Annotated in this window: 16 protein-coding genes; 6 read left to right on the top strand and 10 right to left on the bottom strand. The window is 62.4% G+C overall.

Annotated features, from left to right (window positions below):
- Positions 1-16: 16 nt before the first annotated feature.
- The 8 genes from MHI61_RS27960 to MHI61_RS27925 all read right to left on the bottom strand — a co-directional run bounded on the left by MHI61_RS27960 (position 17) and on the right by MHI61_RS27925 (position 8,157).
- Positions 17-946, bottom strand: coding sequence for an electron transfer flavoprotein subunit alpha/FixB family protein (locus tag MHI61_RS27960; protein ID WP_239793236.1), 930 nt, complete (start codon positions 944-946; stop codon positions 17-19).
- 23 nt (positions 947-969) lie between these two features.
- Positions 970-1,719 carry an electron transfer flavoprotein subunit beta/FixA family protein gene (locus MHI61_RS27955; RefSeq protein ID WP_239793235.1) on the bottom strand — a complete coding sequence of 250 codons (750 nt, stop codon included), beginning with the start codon at positions 1,717-1,719 and terminating at the stop codon, positions 970-972.
- A 10-nt stretch (positions 1,720-1,729) separates the two neighbouring features.
- Positions 1,730-3,160, bottom strand: a complete 1,431-nt coding sequence (locus tag MHI61_RS27950; protein ID WP_239793234.1) for an aldehyde dehydrogenase family protein — start codon at positions 3,158-3,160, stop codon at positions 1,730-1,732.
- Positions 3,161-3,173: 13 nt separating this feature from the next.
- Positions 3,174-3,908 carry an ABC transporter ATP-binding protein gene (locus MHI61_RS27945; protein WP_239793233.1) on the bottom strand — a complete coding sequence of 245 codons (735 nt, stop codon included), beginning with the start codon at positions 3,906-3,908 and terminating at the stop codon, positions 3,174-3,176.
- Positions 3,905-4,723 (bottom strand): ATP-binding cassette domain-containing protein, encoded by an 819-nt coding sequence (locus MHI61_RS27940; RefSeq protein WP_239793232.1) that lies wholly within the window; start codon positions 4,721-4,723, stop codon positions 3,905-3,907. Before MHI61_RS27940 ends, MHI61_RS27945 begins: the two co-directional genes overlap by 4 nt.
- Positions 4,720-6,030 carry a high-affinity branched-chain amino acid ABC transporter permease LivM gene (gene livM, locus MHI61_RS27935; RefSeq protein WP_239793231.1) on the bottom strand — a complete coding sequence of 437 codons (1,311 nt, stop codon included), beginning with the start codon at positions 6,028-6,030 and terminating at the stop codon, positions 4,720-4,722. The genes MHI61_RS27940 and livM overlap by 4 nt, the downstream gene beginning before the upstream one ends.
- 15 nt (positions 6,031-6,045) lie before the next feature.
- On the bottom strand, positions 6,046-6,963 hold the full coding sequence (locus MHI61_RS27930; RefSeq protein ID WP_239793230.1) for a branched-chain amino acid ABC transporter permease LivH: 918 nt from the start codon (positions 6,961-6,963) through the stop codon (positions 6,046-6,048).
- A 78-nt stretch (positions 6,964-7,041) separates the two neighbouring features.
- Complete coding sequence (locus MHI61_RS27925) at positions 7,042-8,157, bottom strand: ABC transporter substrate-binding protein (protein WP_239793229.1); 1,116 nt, start codon at positions 8,155-8,157, stop codon at positions 7,042-7,044.
- A gap of 308 nt (positions 8,158-8,465) precedes the next feature.
- Between MHI61_RS27925 and MHI61_RS27920 the strand changes: the two genes are divergently transcribed.
- The 6 genes from MHI61_RS27920 to MHI61_RS27895 are packed head-to-tail and all read left to right on the top strand — an operon-like array spanning position 8,466 to position 17,165.
- Positions 8,466-10,547, top strand: a complete 2,082-nt coding sequence (locus tag MHI61_RS27920) for a hydantoinase/oxoprolinase family protein (protein ID WP_239793228.1) — start codon at positions 8,466-8,468, stop codon at positions 10,545-10,547.
- 10 nt (positions 10,548-10,557) lie between these two features.
- On the top strand, positions 10,558-12,225 hold the full coding sequence (locus MHI61_RS27915) for a hydantoinase B/oxoprolinase family protein (protein WP_239793227.1): 1,668 nt from the start codon (positions 10,558-10,560) through the stop codon (positions 12,223-12,225).
- A complete protein-coding gene (locus tag MHI61_RS27910) occupies positions 12,222-13,433 on the top strand; it encodes a pyridoxal phosphate-dependent aminotransferase (RefSeq protein ID WP_239793226.1) in 1,212 nt (403 codons plus the stop codon). Before MHI61_RS27915 ends, MHI61_RS27910 begins: the two co-directional genes overlap by 4 nt.
- Before the next feature lie 12 nt (positions 13,434-13,445).
- Positions 13,446-14,258, top strand: a complete 813-nt coding sequence (locus tag MHI61_RS27905; protein ID WP_239793225.1) for an NAD(P)-dependent oxidoreductase — start codon at positions 13,446-13,448, stop codon at positions 14,256-14,258.
- 6 nt (positions 14,259-14,264) lie between these two features.
- On the top strand, positions 14,265-15,458 hold the full coding sequence (locus MHI61_RS27900) for an FAD-binding oxidoreductase (protein ID WP_239793224.1): 1,194 nt from the start codon (positions 14,265-14,267) through the stop codon (positions 15,456-15,458).
- 21 nt (positions 15,459-15,479) lie between these two features.
- Entirely contained in the window at positions 15,480-17,165 is a 1,686-nt protein-coding gene (locus MHI61_RS27895; protein WP_239793223.1) for a thiamine pyrophosphate-binding protein, read from the top strand.
- 39 nt (positions 17,166-17,204) lie between these two features.
- Here the strand turns inward: MHI61_RS27895 and MHI61_RS27890 are convergent, their stop codons facing one another.
- A complete protein-coding gene (locus MHI61_RS27890; protein WP_239793222.1) occupies positions 17,205-17,936 on the bottom strand; it encodes a FadR/GntR family transcriptional regulator in 732 nt (243 codons plus the stop codon).
- Positions 17,937-17,981: 45 nt separating this feature from the next.
- Positions 17,982-21,038, bottom strand: a complete 3,057-nt coding sequence (locus MHI61_RS27885) for an FAD-binding and (Fe-S)-binding domain-containing protein (RefSeq protein WP_239793397.1) — start codon at positions 21,036-21,038, stop codon at positions 17,982-17,984.
- Positions 21,039-21,118 lie beyond the last annotated feature (80 nt).

The following is a 21,118-nucleotide window of genomic DNA, read 5'->3' as shown; positions in this document are numbered from 1 at the left end:
GTTGGCACCGCCCCGCTCAGAGCGCCTTTTCCAATTCCGGCAGTGCGTCGAAGAGATCGGCGACGAGGCCGTAGTCGGCGACCTGGAAGATCGGCGCCTCCTCGTCCTTGTTGATGGCGACGATCACTTTCGAATCCTTCATGCCGGCCAGATGCTGGATCGCCCCAGAGATGCCGGCGGCGATATAGAGATCGGGCGCCACCACCTTGCCGGTCTGACCGACCTGCCAGTCGTTCGGCGCATAACCGGCATCGACGGCCGCCCGGCTGGCGCCGACGGCAGCCCCGAGCTTGTCGGCAACCGGCAGGATGACCTCCTTGAACTTCTCGGCCGAGCCGAGCGCCCGGCCGCCGGAGATGATGATCTTCGCCGAGGTCAGTTCCGGACGGTCGGAGGCCGACAGCGCATCGGCGACGAAGCGCGACAGACCCGGATCGGAGATCGCTGCGATCGCCTCCACCGTTGCCGAGCCGCCTTCAGCGGCGGAAGCAAACGAGGCGGTGCGCACGGTGATCACCTTCTTGGCATCGCTTGCCTGCACCGTCTGGATGGCATTGCCGGCATAGATCGGCCGCTTGAAGGTATCGGGGCTGACGACCTCGATGATCTCCGAGACCTGGGCGACATCGATGAGGGCAGCGACGCGCGGCAGCACCGTCTTGCCGACCGAGGTGGCGGCAGACAGGATCGCGTCGTAGGAACCGGCGAGCGAGACGATCAGATCGGCCAGCGGTTCGGCGAGATTGTTGGCAAGCGCGTCGCTTTCGGCCAGCAGCACCTTGGTCACACCGGAAAGCTTGGCAGCCTGATCGGCCGCCGCCTTGGCGGCCTTGCCGGCGACCAGGATGTGCACATCGGAGCCGATCTGGCTTGCCGCCGTCAGCGCCTTGGCGGTCTGGTCGGAGAGGTGATTGCCGTCATGGTCGGCCAGAAGAAGAATGGTCATGATCGTGTTCTCTCTTTCCTGGCTTACAGCACGCCGGCTTCGTTTTTGAGCTTGTCGACCAGTTCGGCGACCGACTTGACCTTGACGCCGGCCTTGCGGCCGGACGGCTCCTCGGTCTTCAAGATCTTCAGCCGCGGCGTCGTGTCGACACCGAAATCGGCCGGGCTCTTCTTGTCGAGCGGCTTCTTCTTCGCCTTCATGATGTTCGGCAGCGAGGCATAACGCGGCTCGTTCAGGCGCAAGTCGGTGGTCACAACCGCCGGCAGCTTGATCTCGATCGTCTGCAGGCCGCCATCGACCTCGCGGGTGACCTCAGCCTTGCCGTCACCGATCTCGATCTTCGAGGCGAAAGTTGCCTGGGCCGAACCGAGCAATGCCGCCAGCATCTGGCCGGTCTGGTTGGAATCGTCGTCGATTGCCTGCTTGCCTGATATGATCAGCCCCGGCTGTTCGGCATCGGCGACCGCTTTGAGGATCTTGGCGACGGCGAGCGGCTCGACTTGATCGTCGGTCTCGACCAGGATCGCCCGGTCGGCGCCCATGGCGAGCGCCGTGCGCAGCGTCTCCTCGGCCTTGGCCGGGCCGATCGAGACGACCACCACTTCTTCCGCCTTGCCGGCCTCCTTCAGCCGCAGCGCCTCTTCCACCGAGATCTCGTCGAACGGGTTCATCGACATCTTCACATTGGCAAGCTCGACACCCGAACCATCCGGCTTCACCCGGATCTTCACGTTGTAGTCGACAACCCGTTTAACGGGCACGAGAATCTTCATGGGTATTCCCTTATGCGAATGTGTAGGCGGTTTTGACCGAGGTATAGAATTCGGCAGCGTACCGGCCCTGTTCGCGGGGGCCGAAGGACGAGCCCTTGCTGCCGCCGAACGGCACGTGGAAGTCGACGCCGGCCGTCGGCAGGTTGACCATGACCATGCCGGCTTCGGCATTGCGCTTGAAATGCGTCGCGTGTTTCAGGCTGGTGGTGGCGATGCCGGAGGACAGGCCGAAGCTGGTGTCGTTTGCGACGGCGAGCGCCTCGTCATAATCCTTCACCCGGATGACGGCGGCGACCGGGCCGAAGATTTCCTCCCGCGCGATCCGCATCTGGTTGGTCGCTTCGGTGAAGAGCGCCGGTTCGAGATAGAAGCCGGGTGCTGCCCGCTCCAGCCTGTTGCCGCCGAAGGCGAGCCTTGCGCCTTCCTTTCGGCCGATGTCGATATAGTCGATGTCCTGTTTCAGCTGGCTTTCATCGACGACCGGGCCGATATGCGTGCCGCTCTTCAGAGCATCGTCGACCACAAGAGCCTCGAGGCGTTTCGAAAGCGCCGCCACGAAGCGGTCGTGAATGCCTTCGGTGACGATCAGCCGCGAGGATGCCGTGCAGCGCTGGCCGGTGGAGAAGAAGGACGAATTGGCGGCCGCCTCGACGGCGACGTCGAGGTCGGCATCGTCGAGCACGACGAAGGGGTTCTTGCCGCCCATCTCCAGCTGGAACTTGCGATTATGCTCTATCGAGGCGAGCGCGACGCGTTTTCCCGTCGCTGCCGATCCGGTGAAGGTCAGGGCGTTGATATCGGGGCTGTCGAGCATGGTCTGGCCGACCACGTTGCCGCGCCCCATGACGAGATTGACGACACCGGCGGGCGCGCCTGCCCTATGGAGGATTTCGACGAGGGACCAAGCTGAGCCCGGCACGAGATCGGCAGGTTTCAGCACGACCGCATTGCCATAGGCGAGCGCCGGCGCGATCTTCCAGGCAGGGATTGCGATCGGGAAATTCCACGGGGTGATGACGCCGACCACACCTACCGGTTCGCGGGTGATCTCGATGCCGACGCCGGGGCGGACCGACGGAAGCGTTTCTCCCGACAGCCGGAGAATCTCGCCGGCGAAGAAATCGAAAATCTGGCCGGCGCGGCTGACTTCGCCGATCGCTTCGGCGAGGGTTTTGCCTTCCTCGCGGGCAAGCAGGCGTCCGAGTTCCTCCTTACGCGCCAATATCTCGTCGCCCGTCTTTTTCAGGACGGCGTGACGCGCCAATAGCGGCGATTGCGACCAGGCCGGCAGGGCTGATTTTGCCGCCGCGATGGCGGTCCTGACGTCGTCGGCGCTCGCGCGACAAAATTCGCCGACGATGTCGTTGGTGTCGGACGGGTTTATGTTCAGCGAGGCATCGCCGGCAACCCATTCCCCGGCAATCAGGTTCTTGTGCAGCATGAAGGTCTTCCGTTCAGTGGAGTCCGAGATAGGCTTTGCGGACGTCTTGGTTGTCGAGAAGGGAGGCGCTGTCGCCGGAGAGATGGATCCGGCCGTTGACCATGACGTAGGCGCGCTGAGAGAGCTTCAGGGCATGGTTGGCGTTCTGCTCGACGAGAAATATGGTTTTGCCCATCGCCGCGATCTCTCCCAGGACTTCGAAAACGCGCTTGACGATCAGCGGCGCCAGCCCCAGCGACGGTTCGTCGAACAGGATCAGTTCCGGCCGCGCCATCATCGCGCGGGCGATGGCGAGCATCTGCTGTTCGCCGCCCGACATGGTGCCGGCTGTCTGGTTGCGGCGCTCCTTGAGACGCGGGAAGAGCTCGAACATGGTGTTCCGATCCTCTTCGAACCAGGCCATCCCGATCGGCGTCGTGCCCATCATCATGTTCTCTTCGACGGACATTTCCTGATAGATCTGACGCCCCTCGGGAACGAGTGCTATGCCGCGCCGGGAAATCCGGTTGGTCGGCATGCGGGAGATGTCTTCGCCGCGATGCAATATCCTGCCCGACGAGGCGCGCGGCGCGCCGAAGATGGAGGATAGCAGCGTGGTCTTGCCGGCTCCGTTCGCGCCGATCAGGCTGACGATTTCACCGGCCGAGATATGAACGTTGACGGCTTTCAGCGCTTCGATCGGGCCGTAATGGGCATGAACATCGGCGAATTCGAGAAGCGGCGCCTGCGTGTGGGACGGCTGGCTCATGCATGGACCTCCTCTTCGCTGACGCCGAGATAGGCCGCGACGACGGCCGGATCGTTGGCGACGTGTTCAGGCGTGCCGTCGGAGATCACCTCGCCGTGATCGAGCACAACGATATGGTTCGAAATGCGCATGACGAGGCCCATGTCGTGTTCGATGACGAGGACCGTCTGGTCGTGGTCGGCGCAGAGCCGTTGGATGACCTCGGCAAGATCTTGGGTTTCCGAGGGGTTCAGGCCGGCGGCCGGCTCGTCGAGGCATATGAGGCTCGGAGCCGTGCACATGGCGCGGGCGATCTCGACGCGGCGCTGCCGGCCATAAGGCAGCTCGCCGGCAAGGCGGTTGGCGTCTTCGGCGAGATTCATCTGCCGCAGCCAATGATAGGCGCGGTCGACCGCTTCTTTCTCTGCCTTGCGGAACACCGGCGTGCGGAAAACGCCGCTCAGAATATTGTTGTGGGTTGCGAGATGCTGGGCGACCAGAAGGTTTTCGATGACCGACATTTCCTTGAACAGGCGGATGTTCTGGAACGTCCGTGCGATCCCGGCGCGGGTGACGAGATGCGAGCCGCCAGTGACCGGTTTCGTCACCAGTTCGCCGATATCGGTCGGGCCATCGCGCCCGTTCAGCATGATGCGGCCTTCGCTGGAGCGATAGAAGCCGGTGATGCAGTTGAACATCGTCGTCTTGCCGGCGCCGTTCGGGCCGATCAGCGCGGTCACCCCACCGCGTTCGACCGTGAAGCTGACGTTCCGGTTGGCGACAATGCCACCGAAACGCATCGTGACACTCTGCACGTCGAGGATGGCTTTGTTCATCGCCCCGCCTCCGCCTTGCTCGGGAAGGACAGTTCGCTGCCGACGCCTTCTTCCACCGTGCTCGGAAAGAAGGCCGGGCGCTTGATGCGGACCAGCCCGCGCGGCTTCCAGATCATCATGACGACCATCAGAATGCCGAAGACCAGGACGCGATATTCGGCGAACTCACGCAAAAGCTCGGGAAGAATGGTGAGGACGAGAGCCGCCGCGATGACGCCGGCCGTCGATCCCAGGCCGCCGAGCACGACGATGGCGAGAATGAGCGCGGATTCGAAAAAGGTGAAGGAGGTCGGGTTCACGAAACCCTGTTGTGCCGCGAAAAAAACGCCGGCCAGCCCCCCGGTGGAAGCGCCGAGCATGAAGGCGGTGAGCTTGGTGAAGACGTGATTGACGCCGAGCGAACGGCAGGCGATCTCGTCTTCGCGCAGCGCTTCCCACATGCGGCCGAGCGGTATGACACGCAGCCGCTCCACCGCGTAAATGACGAAGCAGACGACGAGAAACAGCACGAAATAGAGGAACCAGAACCGGTAGTCGCCATTATAGGCGATGCCGAGATATTCGTGAATGGGAACGCCGCCCTGTTTGGCCGTGCGGGTGAATTCGAGGCCAAGAAGTGTCGGCGGTGGAACCGGAGCGCCGTTGGGTCCGCCGGTGAATTCAAGCCAGTTGTTCAGCACCAGGCGGATGATCTCGCCGAAACCGAGGGTCACGATGGCAAGATAGTCGCCATGCATCTTGAGGACTGGGAAGGCCAGGATCATGCCGCAAAGGCCGGCGAGGAACGGAGCAAGGATCAGCGCGCTCCAGAATCCCAGGCCGAGATATTGCGATCCGAGCGCCAGCAGATAGGCGCCGACGGCATAGAAGGCGACGTAGCCGAGGTCGAGCAGACCGGCAAGCCCGACGACGATGTTGAGCCCCAGGCCGAGCAGGCAATAGATGAGGGCGAGGATCGCAACGCCGAGGAAATACTTGTCGGCAAAAAGTGGCAGGCTCAGCCCAGCGAGAAACAGTAGCGTAAGGACGAGCATCGGCGATTTTTCCTTGCCGCTCATCACGGTCACGCCCGCGCCGCTGCCTGCCAAGCGCCGGCCGAGCTTTCGACCGAGGCTGCTCATCTGAAACAGCGACAGCGCCGATCGGCCGGCCGTGACGATGGCGGCGAGTAGCAGCGCCCGCGTCAGCTCGTTGGTGAACGAAAATCCGTCGAGCACCAGGCCGGAGATCGGGCCAAACAAGATGATGGAGACCGTGAAGGTGAGGAGCGCTTGCTTGGACAGCGCGAGGAGGCGATTGGGTTCCATGGTTCCTGCTCCTCCTCAGACTTTCTGGATTTCCGGGCGGCCGAGCAGGCCGTACGGTCGGAAAAACAAAAGGGTGATGAGCAATGCGAAGGCGAAGACATCCTTGTAGTCGGTGCTGACATAACCGGCGAACAGCGCCTCGGTCAGGCCGAGGACGATGCCGCCGAGCACGGCGCCGGGCAGCGAGCCGATGCCGCCGAGAACCGCGGCCGTGAAGGCCTTGATGCCCATGACGAAGCCGATGAAGAAGTTGAAGGAGCCGTAATTGAAGGTGACGAGTGTCCCGCCGACGGCGGCGGTGGCCGCGCCCATGACGAACACCGTCGAGATGATCCGGTCGGTATTGATCCCCAATATTGCGGAGATCCGGATATTCTGCTGGGTGGCGCGGCATTCGCGGCCGATCCTGGTATAGTTGATCACATAGGTGAGCAGGCCCATGGCGATCAGCGACGCGAACAGGATGACCGTCTGCATATAGGTGATCTGCGCGAAGTGGGTATCGTTGCCGATACGGAACGCTCCCTGGATCAGCGTCGGCACGCCCTGGTCGCGCGCGCCCTGGGCGATCTGGACGTAGCTCTGCAGCATCAGCGAGATGCCGATCGCCGAGATGAGCGGGGCAAGCTTGGTCGAGCCGCGAAGCGGCCGATAGGCCACGCGCTCGATGACCCAGCCATAGACTGCGGTGATTGCGCAGCTGATCACCAGCACGGATATCAAGGCGAAAGGAACCGACTGGACGCCGAAATAGGCAAGCACGGCAAGGGTGATTGCGGCGATATAGGCCGATACCATATAGACGTCGCCATGAGCGAAGTTGATCATCCGGATGACGCCGTAGACCATGGTATATCCGACCGCGATCAGGCCGTAGATGGTGCCGAGCGTGATGCCGTTGAACAATTGCTGAACCAGGATGTAAAAGTCCATGGTGAACCCCTTTTATGTTTCTCGGGGATGGATAAGCCGGCCGAACCTTGAGGGTCCGGCCGATCCGGCAAAATTGCCTTACTTCACCAGGACAGGGGTTCCCTTGTCGTCGAAGTTGTAGAAGACGAACTTGAAGTCCTTGATGTCGCCTTTCTTGTCCCAGGTGATCTTGCCGATGGCGGAATCGACGGTGTTGTTGCGGAGATAGTCGGCCTGGGCCTTCAGCTCGTCGCCGGCCTTGAGCGCGGCGACGACCGCCTGCGCATTGGCATAGCCGTAGAGCACGTAGTTGGCCGGCGTGATGTTGGCTTTCTTCAACGCATCCTGGACGCCCTGGGTCGACGGATCCGCCAGCGGGTCGGGTGTCGCCGAATAGTAGACGTTCTTCAGATTCTGAGCGCCGCCGGCGGCCGCGACGAGTTCCGCCTGGGCGAAGGCGTCGCCGCTGACGACAACCAAGTCGACACCCTGTTCCTTCAACTGACGGATCAGCGGGCCGCCTTCGGGAATGAGCCCGCCGAAATAGACGGCATTGGCGCCGGAACTCTTGATCTTGGTGACGAGCGCATTGAAGTCGCGTTCACCGCGGGTGAGACCTTCATACATCACCGGCTTTACGCCGCGCGCTTCAATCGTCTTCTTGACGGCGTCCACCAGGCCCTGGCCATAGGTGTCCTTGTCGTGGATGAGGGCGATCTTGTCCCGCTTCAGCGTGTCCAGAATGAAGCTGCCGGCCACGACCGCCTGCTGGTCGTCACGACCGCAGCCGCGGAACAGATTGTCGAAGCCGCGATCGGTCACGGTGGGGTTGGTCGAGGACGGCGTCATTTCGAGGATGCCGGCGTCATTATAGACTTCGGAGGCGGGAATGGTGTTGGACGAGCAGAAATGCCCGATCACGGCCTGGACCTTGTCCTGGTCGACGAAACGGTTGGCTACGGCGACGGCCTGCTTCGGTTCGCAGGCGTCGTCGCCCTTCACCAGTTCGATCTTCTTGCCGTTGATGCCGCCTGAGGCATTGACGTCGGTGACATAGGCGGAAACGCCGCTGAACACCTGCTCGCCGAAGGTCGCATTGGCGCCGGTATAGGGGCCGGCGACGCCGATCTTGATCGTGTCGGCGGCGAAAGCGTTGGAAAAGAGTAGGGCGGAGGCGAGTGCGGTCGCCGTAAGAAGCGTTGAGATGGATTTCATTGTGCTTTCCCTCTGGTTGAAGCAACTCTCATGTTCTTGTCTTTTGGGATGCGGGTTCGGCCTGCATTCACCCTTCGCCATCACGCGAAGTAATTATTTTTATTCAGTAATTCGTCCTTCCCGAAAGGGCCTGGAAAAGCGGGCCCCGAGAATTTCGGTCTTTTTGCCAATTGACACTTATATGATAAGTGACATATACGAAGATCGTCAAGCGGAAATGTTGCAGCGGCGCTGGCAACAGTGAAGAATGGCTGGATGCGGGGCCGCATGAGCGCGGTCTGTAACGCGAGAAACTGAGGAACAAGACGGTGAGCAGCACGCCACGAAACTGCCGGGTGGGCGTCGATATCGGCGGCACCTTTACGGATATCGCTCTCGACCTCGATGGGACGCTTCACTCGACGAAAATATTGACCGATTATACGGCCCCGGAGCGGGCGATCCTGAAAGGCGTCAAATCAGTCGCCGAGATGGCGGGCATCGCTCTTTCGGAGATCGGCATCCTTATCCACGGCACGACGCTTGCCACCAACGCCCTCATCGAGCGGCGCGGCGCCAGGACCGCCTTCGTGACGACCGAAGGTTTTCGCGATGTGCTGGAGATGCGCACCGAAAACCGTTTCGAGCAGTATGATCTCAATATTTCCCTGCCGCCGGCGCTGATCGCCCGCGCCGACCGCTTCGTCATCCGTGAGCGCATCGATGCGGCCGGCAAGATCCTGCTCGATCTGGATGAAGTCTCGGTCGCCGCAGCTGCCGAGCAGATCGCAGAAGGCGGCTATGAAAGTGTCGCGATCGGCTTCATTCATGCCTATGCCAACGGCGCGCATGAAGTTGCCGTCCGCGACGCGATCCTGAAGCGGCTTCCCGATATTTCCGTTTCGATCTCGTCGGAAGTTTCGCCGCAGATGCGCGAGTTCGAGCGCTTCAACACGGTCTGCGCCAATGCTTATGTCAAGCCGGCGATCAAATCCTATCTCGACCGTCTCGTCGTGTCGCTGAAGGAGATCGGCGTCGGCTGCCCCGTGTTTATGATCCATTCCGGCGGCGGCATCGTTTCGGTCGAGAGCGCCTCGGAGTTTCCGGTGCGCCTCGTCGAATCCGGGCCGGCCGGCGGCGCGATCTTTGCGGCCGACATCGCCCGCCAATACGGACTCGATACGGTTCTGTCCTTCGACATGGGCGGCACGACGGCGAAGATCTGCCTGATCGAAAACCAGGTGCCGAAGACTGCCAAGACTTTCGAAGTGGCGCGCACCTATCGCTTCCGCAAGGGATCCGGTATGCCGATTTCCATCCCTGTTGTCGAGATGGTCGAAATCGGCGCCGGCGGCGGTTCGATCGCTTCGATCGATGGCATGCGCCAGATCCGGGTCGGGCCGCATTCGGCGGCCTCCGAGCCCGGCCCGGCCTGTTATCAGCGCGGCGGCAAGAACCCGACGGTGACCGACGCGGACCTGATCCTCGGCAAGCTTGATCCCGATAATTTCGCCGGCGGCGCCATCCCGCTTTCCATCGAGGCGAGCCGCAAGGCGATGAGCGACGATATCGGCGCGGTCATCGGTCTCGAGCCGGAAGCTTCCGCTTACGGCACCTGCGAGATGGTCGATGAGAACATGGCCAATGCCGGCCGCGTCCATACCGTCGAGAACGGCAAGAACATTTCCGATTTCACCATGATCACCTTCGGCGGCGCCGGACCGCTGCATGCCGCGCGGCTCTGCGAAAAGATGGGGATTTCGACCTTTCTCGTTCCGCCCGGCGCCGGCGTCGGTTCGGCGATCGGCTTCCTCAAGGCGCCGTTCGGTTATGAATCGGTCCGCAGCGCCGTCTTCAACCTGTCGAACTTCGAATATGCCGAAGCCAACCGGCTGCTGGAAGCGATGAAGGCCGAAGCGCTCGGCTTCGTCGAAGGCGGGCTTGATGCCGGCGCGCCGGTGATCGAACGCACGCTCTTCATGCGTTATGCCGGGCAGGGCTGGGATATTCCGGTGCCGCTTGCCGACGACAACTTCGATTCAACGAGCCCCGAGGCGATCGCGGCCTCGTTCGAGCGCGAATATGAGCGCTTCTTCGGCCGCGCCATCGAGGGCCTCGATATCGAGATCGTCAGTTGGTCGGTCAAGGCGAGTTCGCCGCTGCCGCCGGTCGAGCGCATCGCCTCCGTCGCCGAGGGCGATGTCCTGCGGCCGGCCAAGACCCGCCGCCTGTTCGAGGCGTCGCAAGGCGCCTATCTCGAAGCCGGCATTCACGACCGGACCGGGCTGAAGCCGGGGGACGTCGTCAAGGGTCCCGCCGTCATCGTCGAGCGCGAGACCTCGGCGGTTCTCACCGCCTCCTTCAAAGCTGTCGTCCAACGCGACGGCTGCCTGCTCGTAACCCGGATCTGAGGATAGTCACATGAACCAATCCATGATCGATATCCATATGCAGGTCATGTGGAACAGGCTGATCTCTGTCGTCGAGGAGCAGGCGCAGACGCTGATCCGCACGGCCTTCTCCACCTCGGTGCGCGAGGCGGGCGATCTGTCGGCCGGCGTTTTCGACCTCGACGGCCGCATGCTGGCGCAGGCGGTGACCGGCACGCCGGGCCATGTCAACGCCATGGCGGAATCGGTGGCGCATTTCATTGCCGACATCGGGCCGGAGAATATCTTCGAAGGCGACGTCTACATCACCAACGATCCGTGGAAGGGGACGGGCCACCTGCACGACATCACCGTCGTCACGCCCTCCTTCCATCACGGCAAGCTGGTCGGTTATTTCGCCTCGACCGCCCATGTCGTCGATGTCGGCGGCCGCGGCTTCGGCCCGGATGCGCGTGAGGTCTATGAAGAAGGCATCTTCATCCCGATCATGAAGTTCTTCGAGCGCGGCGAGTTGAACCGGACGCTGATCCACATCGTCCGCAACAATGTGCGCGAAAGCGACAAGGTCGTCGGCGACTTCTATGCGCTCGCCGCCTGCAACGAGACCGGCCATCGCCGGCTCATCGACATGCTGACGGAATTCAATCTCTCCGACTTGTCGACGATCGGCACCTTCATCCTCAAGCACAGCCGCGAAGCGACGCTGGAGCGGCTGAGGAACCTTCCGCACGGCTCCTGGAATTACAGCCTCGATCTCGATGGTTATGACGAGCCTGTGCATCTTGCCGCGAAGCTGAGCATCGGTCCCGAGGGGATCGTCGTCGATTTCGACGGCACCTCCGGCATGAGCAAATTCGGCATCAACGTGCCGCTGGTCTATGCCAAGGCCTATGCCTGCTACGGCATCAAATGCGTGGTGGCGCCGGAGATTCCGAACAACGCCGCCTCTCTCGCCCCTTTCGACGTGGTGGCGCCGGAAGGCTGTATCCTCAATGCCAAGCGGCCGGCGCCGGTCGCCGTCCGACACGTTCTCGGCCATTTCGTGCCGGATCTCGTATTGGGCGCGCTACATCAGGCGCTTCCGGGGCAGGTGCCGGCGGAGGGCGCGAGCGCGCTCTGGAATCTGCATATGAGCGTGCGCCCGCTTTCCGACCAGATCGGCGGCAAGGGCGCGGAAATCCTGATGTTCAATTCCGGCGGTTCCGGTGCGCGTGCCTCGCTCGACGGCTTGAACGCCACCGCCTTTCCGAGCGGCGTGCACACGATGCCGATCGAGGCGACGGAGAATGTCGGCCCGGTGATCGTCTGGCGCAAGGAACTGCGCGAGGGCTCCGGCGGCGCCGGCGCGCAACGCGGCGGTCTCGGCCAGATGATCGAGATCGAGGCGGCCGAAGGCTTCAGCTTCCGTTTCTCCGCCATGTTCGACAGGCTCGGCCATCCCGCGCGCGGTCGTGACGGCGGATTGGACGGCGCGGCAGGCGCCGTTGCGCTCGATGACGGCACGGTTCTCAAGGGCAAGGGGCTGCAGTTCGTGCCGGAAGGCCGCCGCCTCGTTCTCTCGCTTCCGGGCGGCGGCGGTTACGGCGATCCGGCCGCCCGCCCGAGTGAGGCGGTCGAACACGATCTCAGGCATGGATACATCACCGAAGAACAGGCTGGCGCCTACGGCCGGAGCCGGACCCAGGGAGGCAAGGCATGAATATGATTGCATTCGAAAGCGCGCGTGTCGCGACGATCAAGTCCTCGCCTTCGATGGCGGTCTCCATGGCCGCCAAGGCGATGCGGGCCAAGGGCGAGCATGTCATCGACCTGTCGCTCGGCGAGCCCGATTTCGACACGCCCGCTCACATCGTCGAAGCTGCAATCGAAGCGATGAAGCGTGGCATCACGCGCTATACGGCGCCGGACGGCCTGCCGGAACTGCGCCAGGCGATCGTCGCCAAGTTCAAGCGCGAGAACGGTCTCGACTATGCCATGGATGAAATCTCCATCGGCAACGGCGCCAAGCAGATCCTCTTCAACGCTTTCCTCGCCACGCTGGAGTCCGGCGACGAAGTGGTGGTGCCGGCGCCCTACTGGGTCTCCTACACCGACATCGTCATCCTGCATGGCGGCGTGCCGAAGATCGTTGCCTGCGGCGTCGAGAATGCCTTCAAGATCACGCCGGAACGCCTCGAAGCGGCGATTACCTCGAGGACGCGCTGGTTCCTGTTCAACTCGCCATCGAACCCGACGGGCGCGATCTACACGGCGGACGAGTTGAGGGCGCTCGGCGCGGTACTGGCGCGCCATCCCCATGTCGCGATCATGTCGGACGAGATCTACGAGCATATCGTCTGCGCCGACGTGCCGTTCACCTCCTTCGCCATCGCCTGCCCAGAGCTGAAAGAGCGTACGCTGATCATCAACGGCGTCTCGAAAGCCTATGCGATGACGGGATGGCGCCTCGGCTATGCGGCCGGCCCGAAACAATTGACCAAGACCTTGAATAAGCTCCAGTCGCAAAGCACGACCTGCCCGTCCTCCATCACCCAGGTCGCGGCTGCCGCCGCCCTCAACGGCCCTCAGGACTTCGTCACCAGCGCGGTTGCCGAATACAAGGCGCGTGGCGAGCTCGTCGCCAAGGGCTTCGGCGCGATACCGGGCCTCGAAGTGCGCGCTCCCGAAGGCGCTTTCTACCTCTTCCCCAAATGCGCCGACCATATCGGCAGGACGGCCCCTGACGGTGCCAGGATTTCCAGCGACACGGAACTGGCCTCCTATCTCCTGAAACAGGGCAAGGTCGCCACCGTTCCCGGTGCCGCTTTCGGCGTCGAGCCCTATATCCGGCTTTCTTTCGCAACATCGCGCGAAAACCTTGCCATCGCCATCGAGCGCACCGCCGATGCGCTGTCCAAACTTCGCTAACGGGGAAATTCCATGACCGATTTTCAGCGCACCCTTCTGACCGGCGCGGCCGGTGCTCTTGGAACCCAACTGCGCCAGTCCGGAACCAGGCTTGGAAAGATCGTCAGGCTGTCGGCACGCAAGCCCTGCGAGAACCTTGCGCCGCACGAGGAGGATTTTCCGGCTGATCTTTCCGACTTCGACGCCGTCTCGAAGGCCGTAGAGGGCTGCGACGCCATCATCCACATGGGCGGCCAGGGCCTCGAGGCTGCCTGGGACACCATTCTCAACGCCAATATCGTCGGCAGCTACAATATTTATGAGGCGGCCCGCCGGCACGGCGTCAAGCGTATCATCTATGCCAGCTCCGTCCACGCCATCGGCTTTTACGAGCGCACCGAGACGATCGACGGCAACGCGCCGACCCGCCCCGACAGCCTCTATGGCGTGTCCAAGACCTTCGTTGAAAACCTCGGCCGCTACTATTTCGACAAGTTCGGCATCGAGACGGTTAGCCTGCGCATCGGCTCCTCCTTCCCGGAGCCGACGGACCGGCGCCATCTCATCACCTGGCTTTCCTATCGCGATTGCCGCCAGCTCGTCGAAAAGAGCCTGTCGGCCGAACGCGTCGGCTTCATGGTCGCCTACGGCATGTCCCACAACAGCCGGGCCTTCTGGGACAACCGCGCGGCGGCTTCCCTCGGCTACAAGCCGGAAGACAGCGCCGACGACTACGAAGAAAAGGTCTTCGCGAAGACCAAGCAGGGCGATCCGAACGATCCGGCGGTTCGCTTCCAGGGCGGCAGTTTTGCCGCCGCCGGCCATTTTGAAGACGAGAAGAAGTGAGAGGCGATGCAAGCTTCCAAGTCATCCTATGACGTGGTGATCGTCGGCGGCGCGGTGGTCGGCAGTTCGACCGCCTATTTTCTCGCGACCAATACCGACTTCAAGGGCTCGGTGCTGGTGATCGAAAAGGATTGGACCTATCAGCGTTCGGCAACCGCGCTCTCCTCCAGCTCCATCCGCCATCAGTTCTCGAATGCGATCAACGTCAAGGTCTCGCAGTTCGGCACGGAGTTTATCCGCAACTTCAAGGAAAACGTCGCCGTCGATGACGACACGCCGGAGATCGGCTTTCACGAGGCCGGCTATCTGTTCCTCGCCGAGGATGAACGCGGCGATCAGGTCCTGAGGCGCAATCACGAGACTCAAATCTCCTGCGGCGTAGAAGTGACGCTGCTCGACCCCGATGGCCTCGGCCGGCGGTTCCCGTGGCTCAATCTCGAAGGGCTGACGCTCGGCAGCACCGGCGAACGCGGCGAGGGCTGGTTCGACAGCGTCGGCCTATTGCAGGGCTTCCGCAAGAAGGCCCGGTCGCTCGGCGTCGAATATATCGAGGATGAGGTGATCGCTGTAAACCGTGAGGCTGATCGCATCGTCTCCGTGTCGACGAAGAGCGGCCAGACGATTGCCTGTGGCGCATTGGTCAACACGTCAGGCACCAACGGCGTGAAGGTGGCTCGCATGGCGGGTCTCGATATTCCCATCGAACCGCGCCGGCGCTCGCTGTTCGTCGTCGATTGCCGTACGCCGCTCGAAGGCAAGGTTGGCCTGACGATCGACCCCACGGGCGTCTTCTTCCGGCCGGAAGGCAAGTTCTATCTGATGGGAACCTATCCCAAACATGATCCGGAAGTGGATCCCAACGATTTCGACGTCATGCATGACGAATTCGACGAGGAAATCTGGCCTGTCCTGGCGAACCGCGTTCCGGCCTTCGAGGCGATCAAGGTCGTCAACTCCTGGGCCGGCCATTACGACTACTGCACCCTCGACCACAATGTCGTCCTCGGACCGCATACGGAGGTCGGGAATTTTCTCTTCGCCAACGGCTTCTCAGGCCACGGCCTGCAGCAGTCGCCCGCAATGGGGCGGGGTCTTTCGGAACTGATCGCCTATGGCGGCTTCAGGACGCTTGATCTTTCGCCATTCGGCTACGAGCGGGTGACGGCAAACCGGCCCTTCCTCGAAGACGCCGTCATCTAACAAACAGCAGAGGGGAACCCGATGAGAAACGAAACATCCAAGCGCAGCGGCGGCCAGGTGCTCGTCGATGCCTTGCGCATCCACGGCGTCGATCGCGTGTTCGGCGTGCCGGGTGAAAGCTATCTTGCCGCCCTCGACGCGTTTCACGGTGCCGAAGACGCCATCGAGTTCGTCATCTGCCGGCAGGAGGGCGGGGCCGCCTACATGGCGGAAGCCTACGGCAAGATGACCGGCAAACCCGGGATCTGCTTCGTGACCCGCGGGCCGGGCGCCACGAACGCCTCCATCGGCGTGCATACGGCCTTCCAGGATTCGACGCCGATGATCCTGTTCATCGGCCAGGTGGCGCGCGACCAGATGGAGCGCGAAGCCTTCCAGGAGATCGATTATCGTCGCATGTTCGGGCAAATGGCGAAGTGGATCGTCGAGATCGAGGATGCCGCCCGCATTCCCGAGCTCATCAGCCAGGCTTTCCATCGCGCGGTCAACGGCCGCCCCGGCCCGGTGGTCGTCGCCCTTCCTGAGGATATGCTGACCGATATGGTCGACGTCGCCGACGCGCCGCCCTACAAGAAGGTCGAGGGTTTTGCCGGCGAACAGCAATTGGAGGAATTGCTCAGCCTTCTCTCCCAGGCGAAGCGCCCGATGGCCGTCGTCGGCGGCGGCGGTTGGACGCAGCGGGCCGTGGATGACCTCAAGGCCTTTTCCGAGGCCTTCAGCCTGCCGATCGCCGCGTCCTTCCGCTGTCAGGACCTATTCGACAACCGCCACGAAAACTATGCCGGCGATCTCGGCCTTGCCGCGGGGCCGAAGCTGATCAGGCACGTCAAGGATTGCGACCTGCTGATATCGATCGGCGCCCGCCTCGGGGAGATGACGACTGGCGCTTATACGCTGATCGACATTCCCGTCCCGAAGCAATTGCTCGTTCACATCCATCCGGGCGCGGAAGAACTCGGGCGCGTCTATCATGCAAGCCTGCCGATCAATGCCAGCGTCGCCGGATTCCTCTCGCAGGCGGCCAAGCTGACGCCGTCCGTCGCGCCGGTATGGAAGGAGTGGACCAGAACGGTCCATGCCGACTACCTGGAAAACCTCGTCCATCCCGAGGTGCCGGGTCCGGTGCAGATGGGCGATATCATGGAATGGCTGCGCGGCCATCTCAAACCCGATGCGATCCTGACCACCGGCGCCGGCAATTATTCCGCCTGGGCACATCGTTTCTATCAGTATCGATCGTTCCGCACCCAGCTCGGGCCGACCAACGGTTCCATGGGATATGGAGTGCCGGCGGCGGTCGCCGCCAAGATCACCGATCCCTCACGCACGGTGGTTGCCTTTGCCGGCGACGGATGTTTCCTGATGAACGGCCAGGAACTCGCAACCGCGATGCAATATGACGCCCGGGCGATCTTCCTCGTCATCAACAACGGCATGTACGGCACGATCCGCATGCATCAGGAGCGCAGCTATCCCGGCCGTGTTTCCGGCACCCAGCTGACGAACCCGGATTTTGCCGCGCTGGCGCGATCCTACGGCCTGCATGGTGAGACCGTCGAAAAGACGGAGGATTTCGCCGGCGCTTTCGAGCGCTGCGAAGCATCAGGCAAGCCCGGCCTCATCGAAATCCGGATCGACCCGGAAGCGCTGACGCCGAAAATGACCCTGACGCAAATCCGTGAGCAGGCGATTGCTCAGGGAAAATGATTGCGGGGAATGCGCCGCCTGAAAAATCAGGCGGCGCGCTCAATCCTCTGCTTCGATGCTCGCCGGCTCGTCGAGCATCGTGCGGTAACGATGGAGGCTTTCCTCCAGATGGGTGATCAGCGCGTTCTTCGCGGCTTTGACGTCACCCTGGGTGATCGCGGCCAGAATGGCGGCATGTTCCTTGTTGATCTTCTTCAGATAGCCGCTATAGCCGCGCGCCGATTGCCGATGCTTGAGCACCAGATCGAAATTGATGCTCTCCATCACCGCTTCCAGAAAACTCGGAAAATGCGGATTGCGGGTGGCGCGGGCGATCGCAAGATGGAATTCGTAATCGGCACGGGCCTCGACGACGGCATCATCGGTGACGAGGTTTTCGAGGGTGTCGTAGGCGCGGGCGATTTCGGCCAGCGCCTCCGGCGTGCGCCTTGCGGCCGCAAGCGCGACGGACTGGATCTCCACACCGAGGCGCAATTCCAGGATCTGCATCGCCGAGCGAATATCCTCGATGCGGCTGATCTCAAAATTGAGGGTCTTTGCATCCTTCTCGGAGACATAGACGCCGGCACCCTGGCGCGCGGTTACCCTACCTCCGACCTTGAGGGAGGTGAGCGCTTCGCGAATGACGGTTCGGGAAACGCCGAATTCCTCGCACAGTTGGGCACTTGACGGAATTTTCTCGCCGGGCGCATAAAGGCCGGAGTCGATGCGCTCCGTCAGTTTCGCAACGACGATTTCCGCGAGATTGCCTCGTTGCGTGATGATTGACACTTGTGCGCTCCGGTTTCCACGATCGAATTTAGCACATATCACATGTCATGCCACATATGATCGCGAGATGTCCGGCTTTTCAGAAATTATCCGGTTGATGACTTGAAACGGATGCGGGATACGCTTGCCGTCGATTTCCTTTACCTGGGAGCGGCACGAATATCCTGTCGCCATGAGGATATCGGCTTCGCCGGCCGCATCAAGCTCGGGCTTCCAGCTCATTGCGTAGAGACGTTCGGAGATCGGCCGATTGCGGGCCTCGTGGCCGAAGGTGCCTGCCATGCCGCAACAGCCGGTTTGCGCCGCCTGAAGGTCGATGCCGAGCATTTCGAATACTTTTTGCCATTGTGCGACGGAGGCCGGTGCATTCGTGCGCTCGGTGCAATGGGCCATCAAGCGGAAGCTTTTGCCTTCGGCGGCGGAAGGCGAGGCGGTGAGCCGGTCGAGGTTGGCGGCCAGCCATTCTTGAGGGAGCAGGACATTCGCCTTCGATATCCCCTTATATTCGCTGCGAAAGGCGAGCGTCATCGATGGATCGAGCCCGACGAGCGCCACGCCTGTATCATCCAGTCGCTCAAGATAGCGCGCCGTCCGCTTGGCCGCCGCCTCGAAGCGTCCGAGATAGCCATGAACATGCAGGGCTTTGCCATTGGTGTGGGAGGCCGCAAGGAACGGCGTGAGCCCGATTTTCCTGGCGAGCCCGATTGCGCCAAGCGCAACGTCCGGATCAAAATAGGCGGTGAAGGCGTCGGCGACGAAGACGACGCTGCGCTGCCTTTCCTGCGGCGGCAGAGCTTCGATCGCTTGAGCGGTCGCAAGCGGCACGCCGAGGCGCGCGGCTTCCCTGGCGAGTGAGATCCGCGGCAGATGCGGCAGGGAGGTCAGCCCGGCGACACGCATCAATGTCCTGCCGGCGCGCGTGCCCACGACCAGATTATAGGCAGGCCGGATGCGCCGGACGAGCGGCAGAGTGGTTTCGATCGCCGCGACTAGCGGATCCTTCAGCGGGCGGAGGTAGCGTCCGTAATAGAGTTCGAGGAATTTCGAGCGGAAGGCCGGCACACTGACCTTTACCGGACACTGCCCCGCACATGCCTTGCAGGCCAGACACGTGTCCATCGCAGCGCGCACCTCATGGGAAAAATCGTCCCGGTTTGCCGGATTCAGCGAGTTGAAGGCGCGCCGCGCCAGGCTGGCGAACGGAATGCTCCGCCGCAGGCGCATCGCCTCCTGGCGGGGATCGATGTCCTTCTCGGCAAGCAGCCTCAGCCATTCCCGCATCAGCGCGGCGCGGCCCTTGGGCGAAAATCGCCGGTCGCGCGTCGCCTTGTAAGAGGGGCACATCGGGCTCGTTTCGTCGAAATCGAAACAGGCGCCATTGCCGTTGCAGTAGGCGGCGTTATCGAAGGCGGAGCGGATCTCGTTGCCGATGATGCGGTCGATATCTCCCCGCAGTGGAGGATCGTCGATCTTCGTCAGCACTTCCGCGGAAGGGGTTGCGATCTTGCCGGGATTGAGCCGATTCTCCGGATCGAAAGCCCGCTTGATCTCCTGCAGGCTGGGATAGAGGTCGCCGAAAAATTCCGGCACATATTCCGAACGTACGCCCTTGCCATGCTCTCCCCAGAGCACGCCGCCATATTTGCGGGTGAGCGCCACGACGGCGTCGCTGACCTCCCGAACCAGCCGGACGTGATCGTCGCGGGTCAGGTCGAGCGCCGGCCGTACGTGCAGGACGCCGGCATCGACATGGCCGAACATGCCGTAGGAAAGGCCGGCGCCATCGAGAAGCGCGCGGAACTCGCGGATATAGGCCGCCAGGTTTTCCGGCGGCACGGCCGTATCCTCGACGAAAGCGATGGGTCTGACCGGCCCTTCCACATTACCGAGCAGGCCGACCGCGCGCTTGCGCATCGACCAGATCGCCTCGACATCGGCATGGCCCCGGGCGATCGTATAACCGGCATGGCGGGCGTTCGCGCCCGTGTCGAGAGCGGCGGTCACGTCCGCAAGCTTGCGTTCGAGTTCCTCTTCATCATCGGCCAGCACTTCGGCAATATTGATGCCGTTGGTCGCTCTGCCCGCATCGTCCGGAAAGAAGCGGGCAATGCCGGTCCAGACGATGTCGCTTTTCGCGAGGCCGAGAACTTTCTCATCGACCGTTTCCACCGAGGCGACGTTCAGCGCCACGAGGTTGCGGGCATCCTCCAAGGCGGTGTTGAAGTCGTCGTAGCGGATGTTGATCAGCGCCGCATGGGCGGGGATCGGCAGTAGGTTCAATTCCGCCTCGGCGATCATCGCCAGCGTTCCCTCCGAACCGCAGAGTATGGCATTGAGGTCGAAGTGTCCGTCGCCGCGCCTGACATGGGCGAGGTCGTAGCCGGTCATATAACGGTTGAGCTTCGGGAAGATTTCGGCGATCCGCTCGTGTTTTTCCTGGCCGATCCGTTCGACCGTCCTGTGGATCTCGCCGACGCGGCTTTCTCGCGCCGCGATCTCCTCGAACGCCTTCGCGTCGAGCGGGCGCGACCAAAAGTCGGACCCGTCCGTAAGCACGATGCGCAATCCGAGGACGTGGTTGCTGGTCTTGCCGTAGAGGCACGAACCCTGGCCGCAGGCGTCGGTGGAGATCATGCCGCCGATGGTGGCGCGGTTGGAGGTGGAGAGTTCGGGGGCGAAAAAGAGGCCATGGGGCTTCAATGCCCGGTTCAATTGATCCTTGACGACGCCCGCCTGGACACGCGCAATCCTTCGGACGGGATCGATCTCGAGAATGGACGTCATGTGCCGCGAACAGTCCACCACGACGCCCGATGTCAGGGATTGACCGTTGGTGCCGGTGCCGCCGCCCCGCGGCGCGATGCTGATCTCTCGGAAGGCCGGTTGCGACAGCACGGCCGCCACGACCTGCAGGTCTTCGACGGCCCTCGGAAAAAGGATGCCGGTCGGCTCGACCTGGTAGATGGAATTGTCGGTCGAAAACACGGTTCGGCTTGCCGCGCCGGTTTCGATATCGCCGGTAAACCCCGCCTCGATAAGCCGCTGGAAGAAACCCGCGGGGGGCAGGGGGATTGAAACCTTCGGCTGGAGGCGTGGAATCATTTCGAAACCTTCAGAATGCACTTGAGCTTTGCCAAGCTTGGCATATAAGTGATAACATACAATGCTGACGGCGCAACGCC

The organism is Rhizobium sp. K102 (assembly GCF_022385315.1).
GTDB lineage: Bacteria > Pseudomonadota > Alphaproteobacteria > Rhizobiales > Rhizobiaceae > Rhizobium > Rhizobium croatiense.
Note: the sequence above shows the minus strand (reverse complement) of the source record. Positions and strands in the feature narration are given on the sequence as shown.